A 12,115-nucleotide genomic window follows, 5' to 3' on the forward strand; every position below is an offset into this window, starting at 1 on the left:
CTACTTGCCGTCGGGCTTGGCGGCCTGGCCGGCCAGGAACGCCGAGAGCACCGCCGTCAGGACGCCCGGATTGCGCACGACGATCGTCAGGATGGCGGCCGCCGCGCCGGCGGCGATCAGCGGACGCTCCTTGGCCATCTGCATCAGGCGGTCCACCAGCGAGACGTCCTCGGCGGCCTGCTCGGGTGCGACCTTGCGGGTGGCGAGGACGGCGATCCCCACCGCGACCACGGCGAAGACGGCGGCGGTCACCGCCGCGCCGCCCGCCGGGCCCAGCCAGACGCGCGCCGTCGCATAGACGGCGAAGGCGGCGGCGATGACGCACGCCACGGCCGCCGCCGCGACCGCCGCGAAGGCGGCCGCCAGGTTCAGCAGGCGCCTGGCGTTCAACGGCGGCCCGCCTGGGCCAGCAGGAGGCCGATGGCGACGCCCACGCCCAGCGCCAGGCCGGTGGCGGCGAGCGGGCGGGCGCGGACCTGGTCGCTGACGTATTCGCCCGCGTCTTCCAGGTGCTGGCCGGCGGCGTCGGCATAGACCCGCGACTGGGCGCGGAGCTGCTCCAGCCCTTCCTGCACGGCCGCCTCGATGCGCGTGGCGGCTTCGCCGATCACCCGCTGGGCCTCGGCCGAGAGCCGGGCGACGTCGTTGGCCGCGGCGGCGGTGACCTCTTCGGGCGTGGACTCGGTGGTCTTGGGGGGCATGGGGGCCTCCGGCTGGACTGGGCTTCAGGGGGCTCCAGCATAGGCGGCTTCCGATGACGCCGCAAAGACAGCCCTCCCGGTGAGCGGGCCGTTCACGGAGAAACGTGGTCGCGCCGGCCGCCGCCATTGCCTATGTATGGGCGATGACGCGCCGAACGGTGGGCCCAGGTCAGACCGAAGGTCAGGAACGGCGCCTGGAGCTGGCCCTCCAGGCCGCCGGTCTGGGCGAGTTCGAATGGGATTTCGCCCGCGACGTCTTCGTGGTCAGCCCGCGCATGGCCGCCATCATCGGCATAGAGCCGGGCGAGACGCCCGCCGAGGGCGGCCGCGGCCTCGACCGGCTGGTCCATCCCGACGATCGCGAGCGGCTCGCCCGCACCCGCGAGGCCGACCTCGCCGAGCGCGACGCCTTCGACAGCGAGTTCCGCCACATCCGGCCCGACGACGGCCGCGTGATCTGGGTGCGGGTGGCCGGGATCATCGTCCGCGGCCCCGACGGCGAGCCCGCCAGCATCACCGGCATCGTCGAGGACGTCACCGGCCGCCGCCTGGAGGAGGAGCGGCGCCAGCAGCTCATGGCCGAGCTTGACCATCGGGTGAAGAACGTGCTGGCCACGGTCCAGGCCCTGGCGGTCCAGACGGCCAAGCGAACCACGTCGCTGCCCGCCTTCCTGCAGAACTTCGCCGGCCGGCTGAAGGCGCTGGCCTCGGCCAACGAACTGCTGACCGCCGCCCGCTGGCGGGGCGCGGCGGTGGACCACCTGGCCGCCGCCGAACTGTCGGCGCTGGCGCCCGGCCAGACCAGCCTGGAAGGTCCCGAACTCTTCCTGACGCCTCGCGCCGCCAACGCCTTGTCGCTGGCCCTGCATGAGCTGGCGGTGAACGCCGTGAAATACGGCGCGCTCTCGGTCGAGTCCGGCCACGTGGACGTCCGCTGGGGCCTGCTCCCCGACGGAGGCTTCGAGCTCACCTGGACCGAAACCGGCGGGCCGCGGGTCAGCCCGCCCGGGCGCAAGGGCTTCGGGACCACGCTCCTGCAGCAGGTGACCGGCCGCGAGCTGAACGGCGCGGTCGAGATCGACTATCAGCCGGGCGGCGTGCGCGCCCGCCTGCGGGCCGGCGCCCAGGCCGTCGCGCCCCGGCCCGAAACGGTCCCCGAGGCGCCGGCGCCCCGGCCTCCCGAGACCGTGGCCGCCGCCAACGGCGCCGCCAGCCTGAAGGGCTCGCGCGTCCTCATCGTCGAGGACGCGGTGCTGCTGGCCCTGGAGCTGGAAACCGGCCTTTCGGAGGCGGGGGCCGAGGTGGTGGGCCCCGCCTACGAGCTGGAGGAGGCGATGGCCCTCCTGGACCGGCCCATCGACGCCGCCGTCCTCGACGCCAACCTCAACGGCCGTTCGGTCACCCCGGTGGCCGAGGCGCTGTCCAAGCGCAAGGTGCCCTTCGTCTTCGCCACCGGCTATGGCGAGGCCGGCGGCGCGCCCGGCGGCTTCGACGCCCCGGTGATCCGCAAGCCCTACGACATCACCCAGGTGGCGGCGGCCGTGGCCGGGCTGCTCGCGACGTCCTGACGCGCGTCAGGACGACCTGAGACAAGGCGTCGCCTCGCCTTCCCCCAGCCATGCCTTACACCTTGGCGACGAGGATCCGCGGCCAGCCGCGGGGGCCGGACCGGCGGCCACGGGACATCGCCCGGATCAAGCGACCCGACCTCTCTTCGGCGCGCACGTCCGCGCGCTCAGAGGACGCCCTTGGCGCGCAGCTCGGCCAGAGCCGCGTCCGTGAGCCCCGCCCGCGCCTTCAGCACCTCGTCGGTGTGCTGGCCCAGGGCCGGTCCCGGCCAGCGCACGCGGCCCGGCGTCTCCGAGAGCTTCGGGAAGGCGTTCTGCATCTTCACCGGCCCGAACACCGGGTGCTCGGTGGTGACGATCGCCTCGCGGGCGGCGTACTGCGGGTCCTCCAGCATGTCCGGCGCGCGGAACACGCGGCTCGCCGGCACGCCCTTGGCCTCCAGCAGGGTCAGCAGTTCGGCGAGAGGCCGGGCGCTCGTCCACTCGGCGATGATCCCGTCGAGCTCGGCCTGGTTCGCGCCGCGATTGGCATGGTCCACGAACCTGGGATCGGTCTTCAGGTCCGGGCGCTCCATGGCCTCGGTCAGCCGGGCGAACACCGTGTCGCCGTTGCCGCCGATCAGGATCAGCTCGCCGTTCGCGCATGGATAGGCGTTGGACGGCGCGATGCCGGGCAGGATCGAGCCCGACCGCTCGCGGACATAGCCGGTCAGGTCGTACTCGGTGACCAGGTTCTCCATCACCGCCAGCACGCTCTCGTAGAGGGCCGCGTCGATCACCTGGCCCCGGCCGGTCCGCTCGCGGTGGTGCAGGGCCATGAGGATTCCCATGACCGCGTGCATGGCCGCCAGGCTGTCGCCGATGGAGATGCCGGCCCGGGCCGGCGGTCGGTCGGGCTCGCCGGTGACGTAGCGCAGGCCGCCCATGGCCTCGCCGATCAGGCCGTAGCCCGCCCGCTGCGAGTAGGGCCCGGTCTGGCCGAAGCCCGACACCCGGGCCATGATCAGCTTCGGATTGAGCTTCGACAGCGCCTCGTAGCCCAGGCCCCACTTCTCCATCGCGCCCGGGCGGAAGTTCTCGATGACGATGTCCGCCTTCGCGATCAGCGTGCGGGCGATCTCCTGGCCCTCGGGGGTGCGCAGGTCCAGGCCCACCGACTTCTTGTTGCGCCCGATCACCGGCCACCAGGGAGACAGGCCCTTGGGCAGGCTGCGGCCCCACTGGCGCATGGGGTCGCCCTTGCGCGGGTCCTCGATCTTGATCACGCAGGCGCCGAAGTCGCCCAGGATCTGGCCGCAGAAGGGTCCCGCGATCAGGGTGCCCATCTCGACGACGACGAGGTCGGCCAGGGGACCCGTCGGGAGGCTTTGCGCATTGGGGGGCTCGCTCATGGCTCCGCCATACCGCCGCGGGCGCCGCTGGGCGAGATTGACGTTGCGTAGGGTTCCCTTGCGCGCCCGCCCGGCCTAAATGCCCGCCCATGGCCGACTTCGCGATCGCACCCGCCCCCGTCCCCACGGTCCCGGTCGAAGGGGAGGCGGCGGCCTTTCCCGTGCGCCGGATCCTCTGCGTGGGCCAGAACTACGCCGCCCACCGCCGCGAGATGGGCGGCGACGACCGCAAGCCGCCGTTCTTCTTCACCAAGCCGGCCGACGCCGTGGTCCCCCCTGGCCGCGACCCGGCCTATCCGTCCCGGACCGCCAACCTGCACCATGAGATCGAGCTGGTGGTGGCCGTCGGCCGGCCGGGCCGCGACGTGGCGCCCGAGCAGGCGCTCGACCTCGTGTTCGGCTACGCGGTCGGCGTCGACCTGACCCGCCGCGACCTGCAGGCCGCCGCCAAGGAGGCCGGCAGGCCCTGGGACGCCGCCAAGGGCTTCGACGATTCCGCCCCCGTCTCGGCCATCCGCCGCTGGAGCGGCGCCCCGCCGCAGGGCCGCATCGCGCTGTCGGTGAACGGCCAGACGCGGCAGGACGGCCAGCTTTCCGACATGATCTGGAACGTGGCCGAGATCGTCGCCGAGGCCTCCAGGCTGTGGGCGCTGGCGCCCGGCGACCTGATCTTCACCGGCACGCCCGAGGGCGTCGGCCCGCTGGTCCGCGGCGACCGCGTGGAGGGCGAGGTCGAGGGCGTGGGCAAGCTTTCCTTCACGGTGGCCTGATGGCGCTGGCGCTGCACAGCTACTGGCGGGCCGGCGCGCCCTACCGCGTCCGCATCGGGCTGCACCTCAAGGGGCTCCCTTACGACTACGTCCCGGTGAACCTGCTCGCCGGCGACCAGCACGGCGCGGCCTACAAGGGGCTCAATCCCCAGGGCCTGACGCCCGCCCTCGTGGTGGACGACGGCCTCGTGCTGACCCAGAGCCTGGCCATCCTGGAGTGGCTGGAGGAGACCCATCCCGAACCGCCGCTGCTGCCTCGGAGCGCGGCCGACCGGGCGGTGGTCCGCGCCATGGCCGGGATCGTGGCCTGCGACATCCATCCCCTGAACAACCAGCGGGTGCTCAAAGCGCTCGCCGGCCTGGGCGTGGACGAGGCCGGCCGCAATGCCTGGGCGGCGCGCTGGATCGCGGCCGGGTTCGAGGCGTTGGAGCCGATGATCGCCCGCCACGGCGCCGGCTTCGCCTTCGGGGAGAGTCCCACCCTGGCCGACTGCTGCCTGGTCCCGCAGGTCTATTCCGCCGGCCGTTTCGGCGTCGACCTTTCGGCCTATCCCGCCATCCGCGCCGCAGCCGAGCGGGCCGCCGCCCACCCGGCCTTCGCCGCCGCCCACCCCGAGCGACAACCGGACGCCGCCTGATGCTTGACGATCTGAAGGACAACAACCGCAACTGGGCCGCCGGCAAGGTCGCCGTCGACCCCGGCTTCTTCAAGCGCCTCGAGGGCCAGCAGGCGCCCAAGTACCTGTGGATCGGCTGCGCCGACAGCCGCGTGCCGGCCAACGAGATCGTGGGTCTCGATCCGGGCGAGCTGTTCGTCCACCGCAACGTGGCCAACCTCGCCCCGCCCCAGGACGCCAACTACCTCTCGGTGCTCCAGTTCGCCGTGGACGTGCTGAAGGTCGAGCACATCCTGGTCGTGGGCCACTACGGCTGCGGCGGCGTGGCCGCCGCCGTGGACGGCCAGCGCCGGGGCCTCGTGGACCACTGGCTGCATCCGATCCGCGAGGTTCACCACGACCACCGCCACGAGCTGGAGGAGATCGGCGACGACCGCGCCCGCTGGGACCGCCTGGTCGAGCTGAACGTGATCCGCCAGGTGCGCAACGTGGCCTCGGACGTCTTCGTCCAGGACGCCTGGGCCCGGGGCCAGAAGCTGGCCGTCCACGGCTGGGTCTATTCCCTGTCGAACGGTCTGGTGAACGACCTGGGCGTGACGGTCCACGGCCACGCGGAGCTCGACCGCCTCAACCCCTGAGCGGGCCCCGAGGCCTTCCCGGGCGGAGAGCGGGTTCGTCGTAAACCGGCCGGCGCGAGCTTGACGCCGCGTCCGGCTGCCGCTTGTGTCGCGCCACGCGGCGGCCCTTGGGCCGTCAGAAGAAACGCTCAGGAATCGCAATGAAATCCATGTTCATGGCCGCTGCGGCGGTCACGGCCCTGCTGGCCGTGGGCCCGGCCGTGGCCCAGGCTCCCCAAGCGGGGTCCGCCAAGCCCACCCCCGCCGAGGCCAAGGCCTTCGTCGAGAACGCCGAGGCCCAGCTGGAGAAGGCCAACGCCTTCGCCGCCCGCGCCGCCTGGGTGCGGGCCAACTTCATCACCGTCGACACCCAGTGGCTCGAAGCCAAGGCCGGCGCCGAGCAGAACGAGCTCGCCACCCGGCTGGCCAAGGAGGCCGCCCGCTTCGACGGCGTGGCGGTCGATCCCGTCACCGCCCGCAAGCTGAAGCTGCTCAAGCTCTACATCGTCTCGCCGGCGCCCGACCGTCCGGGCGCGGCCGACGAGCTGGCCAACCTGCTGACCAAGCTCGACAGCACCTATTCCACCGGCAAGTTCACCTACAAGGGCAAGCAGATCACCCTGAACGACGCCGAGGACGTGCTCGCCGAGAGCCGCGACCCGGCCGAGCTGAAGGCGGTCTGGGAGGGCTGGCACTCGGTCGCCTCGGCCATGCGGCCCGACTACGCCCAGTTCGTGACGCTCTCCAACGAGGGGGCCCGCAGCCTGGGCTACAAGGACACCGGCGCGCTCTGGCGCTCCAACTACGACATGGAGCCCGACGCCTTCGCCGCCGAGACCGACCGGCTGTGGAAGCAGGTGGAGCCGTTCTACAGGAACCTGCACTGCTACGTGCGCGCCCGCCTGAACGACAGGTACGGCGACGCCGTGCAGCCGCGCACCGGCCCGATCCGCGCCGACCTTCTGGGCAACATGTGGGCCCAGCAGTGGGGCAACATCTACGACGTCGTCGAGCCGAAGGGCTTCTCGTCCAGCTACAGCCTCGACAAGCTGCTGGTCGACAAGGGCTACGACCCGGTCAAGATGGTGAAGACCGGCGAGAACTTCTATTCCTCGCTGGGCTACGCGCCGCTCCCCGAAACCTTCTGGGAGCGCTCGCTGATCACCCGTCCACGAGACCGCGAGGTGGTCTGCCACGCCTCGGCCTGGGACGTGGACGACAAGGACGACATCCGCATCAAGATGTGCACCAAGGTGAACGCGGACGACTTCCGCACGGTGCACCACGAGCTGGGCCACAACTACTACCAGCGGGCCTACAAGGGCCAGCCGGTGCTGTTCCGCGGCTCGGCCAACGACGGCTTCCACGAGGCCATCGGCGACTTCGCCGCCCTGTCGGCCTCGACGCCGACCTACCTCAACCAGATCGGCCTGCTCGACAAGGTGCCGGGCACGGAGGAGGACATCCCCTTCCTGCTGAAGATGGCCCTCGACAAGATCGCCTTCCTGCCGTTCGGCCTCTTGGTCGATCGCTGGCGCTGGGAGGTGTTCTCGGGCGAGGTGACGCCGGACCAGTACAACGCCGAATGGTGGAAGCTGCGGCTGAAGTACCAGGGCCTGGCGCCGCCGGCGGAGCGCCCCGCCGACGCCTTCGATCCGGGCGCCAAGTACCACGTGCCGGGCAATACGCCGTACACGCGCTACTTCCTGGCTCACGTCTACCAGTTCCAGTTCCACCGCGCCGCCTGCCAGCAGGCCGGCTGGAAGGGCCCGCTGCACCGCTGCTCCGTGTACGGACAGAAGGCGGTCGGCGAGAGGTTCAACCGCATGATGGAGCTGGGCCAGTCGCAGCCCTGGCCCCAGACCCTGCAGGTGTTCACCGGCGAGACCCGCACCGACGCCAGCGCCGTGGCCGACTACTTCAAGCCGCTGAACACCTGGCTCGTGCAGCAGAACAAGGGCGAACGCTGCGGGTGGTAGGCCCCATCTCCTCTCCCCTCGGGCTTCGCCTCGGGGGAGAGGACTTGTCAGGCCAGCTTGATCTCGCGCAGCCGTTCCTGGAGGTAGTCGTCGGCGGTGATCGGGGTCGGGTAGCGGTTCGGGTGTTCGGCGTCGACGCAGCCCGGCAGGGTCTCGATCAGGTAGTCCGAGTTGAAGTGCAGGAAGAACGGCGTGGAGTAGCGGGGAAAGCCGCGCCGGTCCGGCGCCGGGTTGACCACCCGGTGGGTCGTCGACGGCAGGCGGTGGTTGCACAGCCGCTGCAGCATGTCGCCGATGTTGCACACCAGCGCGCCGGGCGGCGGGTTGACCGCGATCCAGCTCCCGTCGTGGGCCTTCACCTCCAGCCCCGCCTCCTCGGCGCCGAGCAGCAGGGTGATGACGTTGATGTCCTCGTGGGCGCCTGCCCGGATGTGCGGCCCGTCCTTCGGCACCGGCGGATAGTGCAGCAGGCGAAGGATCGAATTGCCGACGTTCACCTTGTCGGCGAAGAAATGGCGCGGCAGGTCCAGGTAGGCGGCGATCGCCTCCAGCACCTTCAGGCCCATGGCGTCCAGGGCCTTGTAGAGCCACTGCACCTTCTCGCGGAAGCCGGGCAGCTCGGCGTCGGGCCAGACGTTGTCGGGCATGTGGTCGCGGAACGGGTGGCCCGGGGGCAGGTCGCGGCCCACGTGCCAGAATTCCTTGAGGTCGTAGTGCTGGTGGCCCTTGGCGGTCTCGACGCCGAAGGGCGTGTAGCCGCGCTGGCCGGCGACCGGCAGCTTGTACCTGAGCTTGGTTTCCTCGGGCAGGGCGAAGAACGCCTTGGCCTGGTCCAGGGCCGCGTCGATGCGGTCCTGCGGGATGCCGTGGTCGCCGATCACCGCGAAGCCGCAGTGGACATAGCTGTCGCACAGCCGCCGGGAGAAGCCGTCGAAGTCGCTCTCGAACAGCCTGAAGGAGACGGGCTGGAGGGAGTCCTGGATGGTGAGGGCTTGGCTCATGCCGCTTCCTCTACACCCGCTCGCCGCCCGTCTCCAGCGGGGGCGGGGCGACGGGCCGCCCGTCGCCAGCCCGCCCCTCCTCGGCGCGCTCGGGCCCGCCGTCCTCGGCCTCGTCCTCGCGGGCCAGCATCTCCATCTCGGCGCGGACCAGCCGCTCCCACGTCTCCCGCGACGCGCGGGTGGCCATGACGTAGCGCTCCTCCTCGCCGTAGGTCGGCTGCAGCTCCTTGAACAGCCGCTGGTCGTGCTCGCGGAACACCACGGCGGCCTTCAGCGCCCGGCGCTCGCTGACGCCCAGGGCCACCAGGGCGCGCCGGCCGAAGTTGAGCGCGCTCTCGTACATCTCGCGTTCGACCACGTCGGCGCCGGCCGCCAGCAGCTCATAGGCGTGGCGGCGGTCCCAGGCCCGCGCGATCACGCGCAGGTGCGGGAAGGACTGCTTGGCGAGCTCGACGATCTCGCGGGCCTTGTCGCGGTCGTCGATGGCCACCACCAGGATGCGGGCCTTGTCGGCGCCCGCCGTGCGCAGCAGGTCGAGGCGGCTGGCGTCGCCGTAGTGCACGGGCCAGCCGAAGCGGCGGATCAGCTCGATCTGCTCGATGCTGGAATCCAGCAGCACCACCTTGAAGCCGTTGGCCATCAGCAGGCGCGTGGCGATCTGGCCGAAGCGGCCGAACCCCGCGATCACCGCGTCGGGCGGGCCCTCGTCGAAGGGCAGGCGCTCGGGCTCGGGCCGGGGCGCCGCACGGCTCAGAACCAGCCTCTCGAAGAGGGCGAAGACCAGCGGCGTCGCCGCCATCGACAGCGCCACCACGGCGGTCAGCAGCCGCACGGTCTCGGCGTCCAGCACCCGCGCGCCCTGGGTGAAGCCCAGGAGGACGAAGGCGAACTCCCCGCCCTGGGCCAGGGCGACCGCCGTCGTCGCCGACGTGCGCCGGTCCCGGCGGAACAGGCGGGCGACCGCGTACATGGCGGCGGCCTTGGCGAGGATCAGCCCCGCGACGAGCGCGGCCAGCGTCGCCGGCCGTTCGGCCGCCAGCCCAAGGTCCAGGCCCGCGCCCACGGTGATGAAGAAGAGGCCGAGCAGCAGGCCCCGGAACGGCTCGATGTCGGTCTCCAGCTCGCGCCGGAACTCGCTCTCGGCCAGCACCACCCCCGCCAGGAAGGCGCCGAGCGCCGGCGAAAGGCCCACGAGCTCCATCAGCACCGCCACGGCCACCACCAGCAGCAGGGCCGAGGCGGTGAAGATCTCGCGCAGCCGGGCCGCCGCGATGAACCGGAACAGCGGCCGGGTCAGGTAGCGCCCGGCGATCACGACCGCCGCCACCGCGCCGATCACGGCCAGCGGCCGGACCCAGCTCGGCAGGCCCTGCAGCAGCACGCCCGCGTGGTCCTCCACGGCCCCGGGCGGGGGCCCGCCCAGCGCCAGGAAGGGCAGCAGCGCGAACATGGGGATCACCGCCAGGTCCTGGAACAGCAGGACGCCGAAGCTGGCCTCGCCGACCGCGCCCTGGCGCAGGCCCTTCTCCTCAAGGCTGGCCAGCACGATGGCGGTGGACGACATGGCCAGGATCAGCCCGGCGGCCAGGGCCGTGCGCCAGTCGAGGCCCAGGGCCACGCCCGCCGCGCCCAACAGGGCCGCCGTCGCCGCCATCTGGCCCGCGCCCGCCCCGAAGATGGCCGTCCGCATCCGCCAGAGCAGGGCCGGGCGCACCTCCAGCCCGATCAGGAACAGCAGGATGACCACGCCGAACTCGGCGAAGCGCATCACGTCCTCGGGCGCGCCGACCAGGTTCAGCGCGAACGGCCCGACCACGGCCCCCGCCACGAGGTAGCCGAGCACCGAACTCAACCCCAGCCGCTTGGCGATCGGGGCCGAGATCACGCCGGCGGTCAGGTAGACCAGAGCCTGCAGCAGGAGGGATTCGGCGGTCATCGGGGCTCCGGAGGGTTCGTCGGGATCGAGGATCGCCCGGCGCTCTTCATCAATCGATGAATTTTTTGGGCGACCCCGGTTCTCAACCGCACGTTTGCGTCGTATTGGCGGTCCATGGCTGACAAGGTTCGCAAGGACGCGGTCGAGGCGCTGAGCGGTCTGCTCTTCGACGGCATGACGATCATGGCGGGGGGCTTCGGCCTCTGCGGCATCCCCGAAAACCTGATCGCGGCGATCCGCGCCTCGGGGGTGAAGGACCTGACGGTCGTCTCCAACAACTGCGGAGTGGACGACTTCGGCCTGGGCGTGCTGCTGGCCGGGGGGCAGATCCGCAAGATGATCAGCTCCTACGTCGGCGAGAACAAGCTGTTCGCCGAGCTCTACCTCTCGGGCAGGCTGGAGCTGGAGTTCAACCCGCAGGGTACGCTGGCCGAGCGCATCCGGGCCGGCGGCGCGGGCATCCCCGCCTTCTACACCAAGACCGGCGTCGGGACCCTGGTGGCCGAGGGCAAGGAGGTCCGCGAGTTCGACGGCGAACTCTACGTCATGGAGCGGGGCCTCACCGCCGACCTTTCCATCGTCAAGGCGTGGAAGGCCGACCGCGAGGGCAACCTCGTCTATCGGAAGACCGCGCGGAACTTCAATCCGATGATGGCCACCGCCGGCAAGGCGACCGTCGTCGAGGTCGAGCACCTGGTCGAGACCGGCGAGATCGATCCCGACCACATCCACACGCCGGGCATCTACGTCGACCGCATCGTCCAGGGGACGTTCGAGAAGCGCATCGAGCAGCGCACGGTCCGCGCCCGGGAGACCGAGGGCGCCCCAAATACCGCCGGCGCCGGGGAGGAAGTCTGATGGCCCAGGAATCCAAGGGCTGGACCCGCGACCAGATCGCCGCCCGCGCCGCGCGGGAGCTGCGGGACGGCTTCTATGTGAACCTCGGCATCGGCATCCCGACCCTGGTGGCCAACTACATCCCGCAGGGCATGTCGGTGACCCTGCAATCCGAGAACGGCATGCTGGGCATGGGGCCGTTCCCCTACGAGGACGAGATCGACGCCGACCTGATCAACGCCGGCAAGCAGACGATCACCGCCCTGCCGATGAGCTCGTTCTTCAGCTCGGCGGACAGCTTCGCCATGATCCGCGGCGGCCACATCGACCTTTCCATCCTGGGGGCCATGCAGGTGGCCGCCAATGGCGACCTGGCCAACTGGATGGTGCCGGGCAAGATGGTGAAGGGCATGGGCGGGGCCATGGATCTGGTGGCCGGCGTCAAGCGCGTGGTCGTGGTCATGGAGCATGTCGAGAAGTCCGGCGCGCCCAAGTTGGTGAAGGCCTGCACCCTGCCGCTGACCGGCCAGGGCGTCGTGGACCTGGTGATCACCGACCTCGCCGTCTTCGACGTCAGCCGGGGGAAGAAGCCCCTGACGCTGCTCGAAACCGCCCCGGGCGTCACGGTGGACGAGGTGCGCGCCAAGACCGAGGCCGAGTTCCAGGTGGCGGCGGGGCTGCCTGCGTGATTGCATTTG

At 71.4% G+C, this 12,115-nt stretch carries 12 protein-coding genes; 7 read left to right on the forward strand and 5 right to left on the reverse strand.

Annotated features, from left to right (window positions below):
- Both ACK4TT_RS08660 and ACK4TT_RS08665 read right to left on the reverse strand, forming a co-directional pair.
- Positions 1–390, reverse strand: a complete 390-nt coding sequence (locus ACK4TT_RS08660) for a hypothetical protein (protein ID WP_409638384.1) — start codon at positions 388–390, stop codon at positions 1–3.
- Positions 387–701 carry a glycine zipper domain-containing protein gene (locus tag ACK4TT_RS08665; protein WP_409638387.1) on the reverse strand — a complete coding sequence of 105 codons (315 nt, stop codon included), beginning with the start codon at positions 699–701 and terminating at the stop codon, positions 387–389. The genes ACK4TT_RS08660 and ACK4TT_RS08665 overlap by 4 nt, the downstream gene beginning before the upstream one ends.
- A 143-nt stretch (positions 702–844) precedes the next feature.
- Between ACK4TT_RS08665 and ACK4TT_RS08670 the strand changes: the two genes are divergently transcribed.
- On the forward strand, positions 845–2,269 hold the full coding sequence (locus ACK4TT_RS08670) for an HWE histidine kinase domain-containing protein (protein ID WP_409638390.1): 1,425 nt from the start codon (positions 845–847) through the stop codon (positions 2,267–2,269).
- 167 nt (positions 2,270–2,436) lie between these two features.
- Here the strand turns inward: ACK4TT_RS08670 and ACK4TT_RS08675 are convergent, their stop codons facing one another.
- Positions 2,437–3,660, reverse strand: coding sequence for a CaiB/BaiF CoA transferase family protein (locus ACK4TT_RS08675; protein ID WP_409638393.1), 1,224 nt, complete (start codon positions 3,658–3,660; stop codon positions 2,437–2,439).
- An 89-nt stretch (positions 3,661–3,749) separates the two neighbouring features.
- Here ACK4TT_RS08675 and ACK4TT_RS08680 point away from each other — a divergent pair, with 89 nt between their 5' ends.
- The 4 genes from ACK4TT_RS08680 to ACK4TT_RS08695 all read left to right on the forward strand — a co-directional run bounded on the left by ACK4TT_RS08680 (position 3,750) and on the right by ACK4TT_RS08695 (position 7,643).
- The gene (locus ACK4TT_RS08680; protein ID WP_409638396.1) at positions 3,750–4,430 is read left to right on the forward strand and encodes a fumarylacetoacetate hydrolase family protein; all 681 of its coding nucleotides are present in this window, start codon (positions 3,750–3,752) and stop codon (positions 4,428–4,430) included.
- Positions 4,430–5,068: a maleylacetoacetate isomerase gene (maiA, locus tag ACK4TT_RS08685; protein WP_409638399.1), complete on the forward strand. Its 639-nt coding sequence runs from the start codon at positions 4,430–4,432 to the stop codon at positions 5,066–5,068. The genes ACK4TT_RS08680 and maiA overlap by 1 nt, the downstream gene beginning before the upstream one ends.
- Positions 5,068–5,685: a carbonic anhydrase gene (locus ACK4TT_RS08690; protein WP_409638402.1), complete on the forward strand. Its 618-nt coding sequence runs from the start codon at positions 5,068–5,070 to the stop codon at positions 5,683–5,685. Before maiA ends, ACK4TT_RS08690 begins: the two co-directional genes overlap by 1 nt.
- A gap of 140 nt (positions 5,686–5,825) precedes the next feature.
- Positions 5,826–7,643: a M2 family metallopeptidase gene (locus ACK4TT_RS08695; protein ID WP_409638405.1), complete on the forward strand. Its 1,818-nt coding sequence runs from the start codon at positions 5,826–5,828 to the stop codon at positions 7,641–7,643.
- A gap of 47 nt (positions 7,644–7,690) precedes the next feature.
- Here the strand turns inward: ACK4TT_RS08695 and ACK4TT_RS08700 are convergent, their stop codons facing one another.
- Together ACK4TT_RS08700 and ACK4TT_RS08705 are read right to left on the reverse strand one after the other, a co-directional pair.
- The gene (locus ACK4TT_RS08700) at positions 7,691–8,644 is read right to left on the reverse strand and encodes an isopenicillin N synthase family dioxygenase (RefSeq protein WP_409638408.1); all 954 of its coding nucleotides are present in this window, start codon (positions 8,642–8,644) and stop codon (positions 7,691–7,693) included.
- A gap of 10 nt (positions 8,645–8,654) precedes the next feature.
- Positions 8,655–10,580, reverse strand: coding sequence for a monovalent cation:proton antiporter-2 (CPA2) family protein (locus ACK4TT_RS08705; RefSeq protein WP_409638411.1), 1,926 nt, complete (start codon positions 10,578–10,580; stop codon positions 8,655–8,657).
- Positions 10,581–10,694: 114 nt separating this feature from the next.
- Here ACK4TT_RS08705 and ACK4TT_RS08710 point away from each other — a divergent pair, with 114 nt between their 5' ends.
- Complete coding sequence (locus tag ACK4TT_RS08710) at positions 10,695–11,438, forward strand: CoA transferase subunit A (RefSeq protein ID WP_409638414.1); 744 nt, start codon at positions 10,695–10,697, stop codon at positions 11,436–11,438.
- Positions 11,438–12,106, forward strand: coding sequence for a 3-oxoacid CoA-transferase subunit B (locus ACK4TT_RS08715; protein ID WP_409638417.1), 669 nt, complete (start codon positions 11,438–11,440; stop codon positions 12,104–12,106). The genes ACK4TT_RS08710 and ACK4TT_RS08715 overlap by 1 nt, the downstream gene beginning before the upstream one ends.
- The last annotated feature ends 9 nt before the right edge of the window (positions 12,107–12,115 follow it).

Origin of the sequence: Phenylobacterium sp. (assembly GCF_046463815.1) — a bacterium.
Lineage (GTDB): Bacteria > Pseudomonadota > Alphaproteobacteria > Caulobacterales > Caulobacteraceae > Phenylobacterium.

Coding starts and splice junctions, on each gene's coding strand:
- ACK4TT_RS08665 (WP_409638387.1), bottom strand. CDS start 701: ATGCCCCCCAAGACCACCGAGTCCACGCCCGAAGAGGTCACCGCCGCC.
- ACK4TT_RS08670 (WP_409638390.1), top strand. CDS start 845: ATGACGCGCCGAACGGTGGGCCCAGGTCAGACCGAAGGTCAGGAACGG.
- ACK4TT_RS08675 (WP_409638393.1), bottom strand. CDS start 3,660: ATGAGCGAGCCCCCCAATGCGCAAAGCCTCCCGACGGGTCCCCTGGCC.
- ACK4TT_RS08680 (WP_409638396.1), top strand. CDS start 3,750: ATGGCCGACTTCGCGATCGCACCCGCCCCCGTCCCCACGGTCCCGGTC.
- maiA (WP_409638399.1), top strand. CDS start 4,430: ATGGCGCTGGCGCTGCACAGCTACTGGCGGGCCGGCGCGCCCTACCGC.
- ACK4TT_RS08690 (WP_409638402.1), top strand. CDS start 5,068: ATGCTTGACGATCTGAAGGACAACAACCGCAACTGGGCCGCCGGCAAG.
- ACK4TT_RS08695 (WP_409638405.1), top strand. CDS start 5,826: ATGAAATCCATGTTCATGGCCGCTGCGGCGGTCACGGCCCTGCTGGCC.
- ACK4TT_RS08700 (WP_409638408.1), bottom strand. CDS start 8,644: ATGAGCCAAGCCCTCACCATCCAGGACTCCCTCCAGCCCGTCTCCTTC.
- ACK4TT_RS08705 (WP_409638411.1), bottom strand. CDS start 10,580: ATGACCGCCGAATCCCTCCTGCTGCAGGCTCTGGTCTACCTGACCGCC.
- ACK4TT_RS08710 (WP_409638414.1), top strand. CDS start 10,695: ATGGCTGACAAGGTTCGCAAGGACGCGGTCGAGGCGCTGAGCGGTCTG.
- ACK4TT_RS08715 (WP_409638417.1), top strand. CDS start 11,438: ATGGCCCAGGAATCCAAGGGCTGGACCCGCGACCAGATCGCCGCCCGC.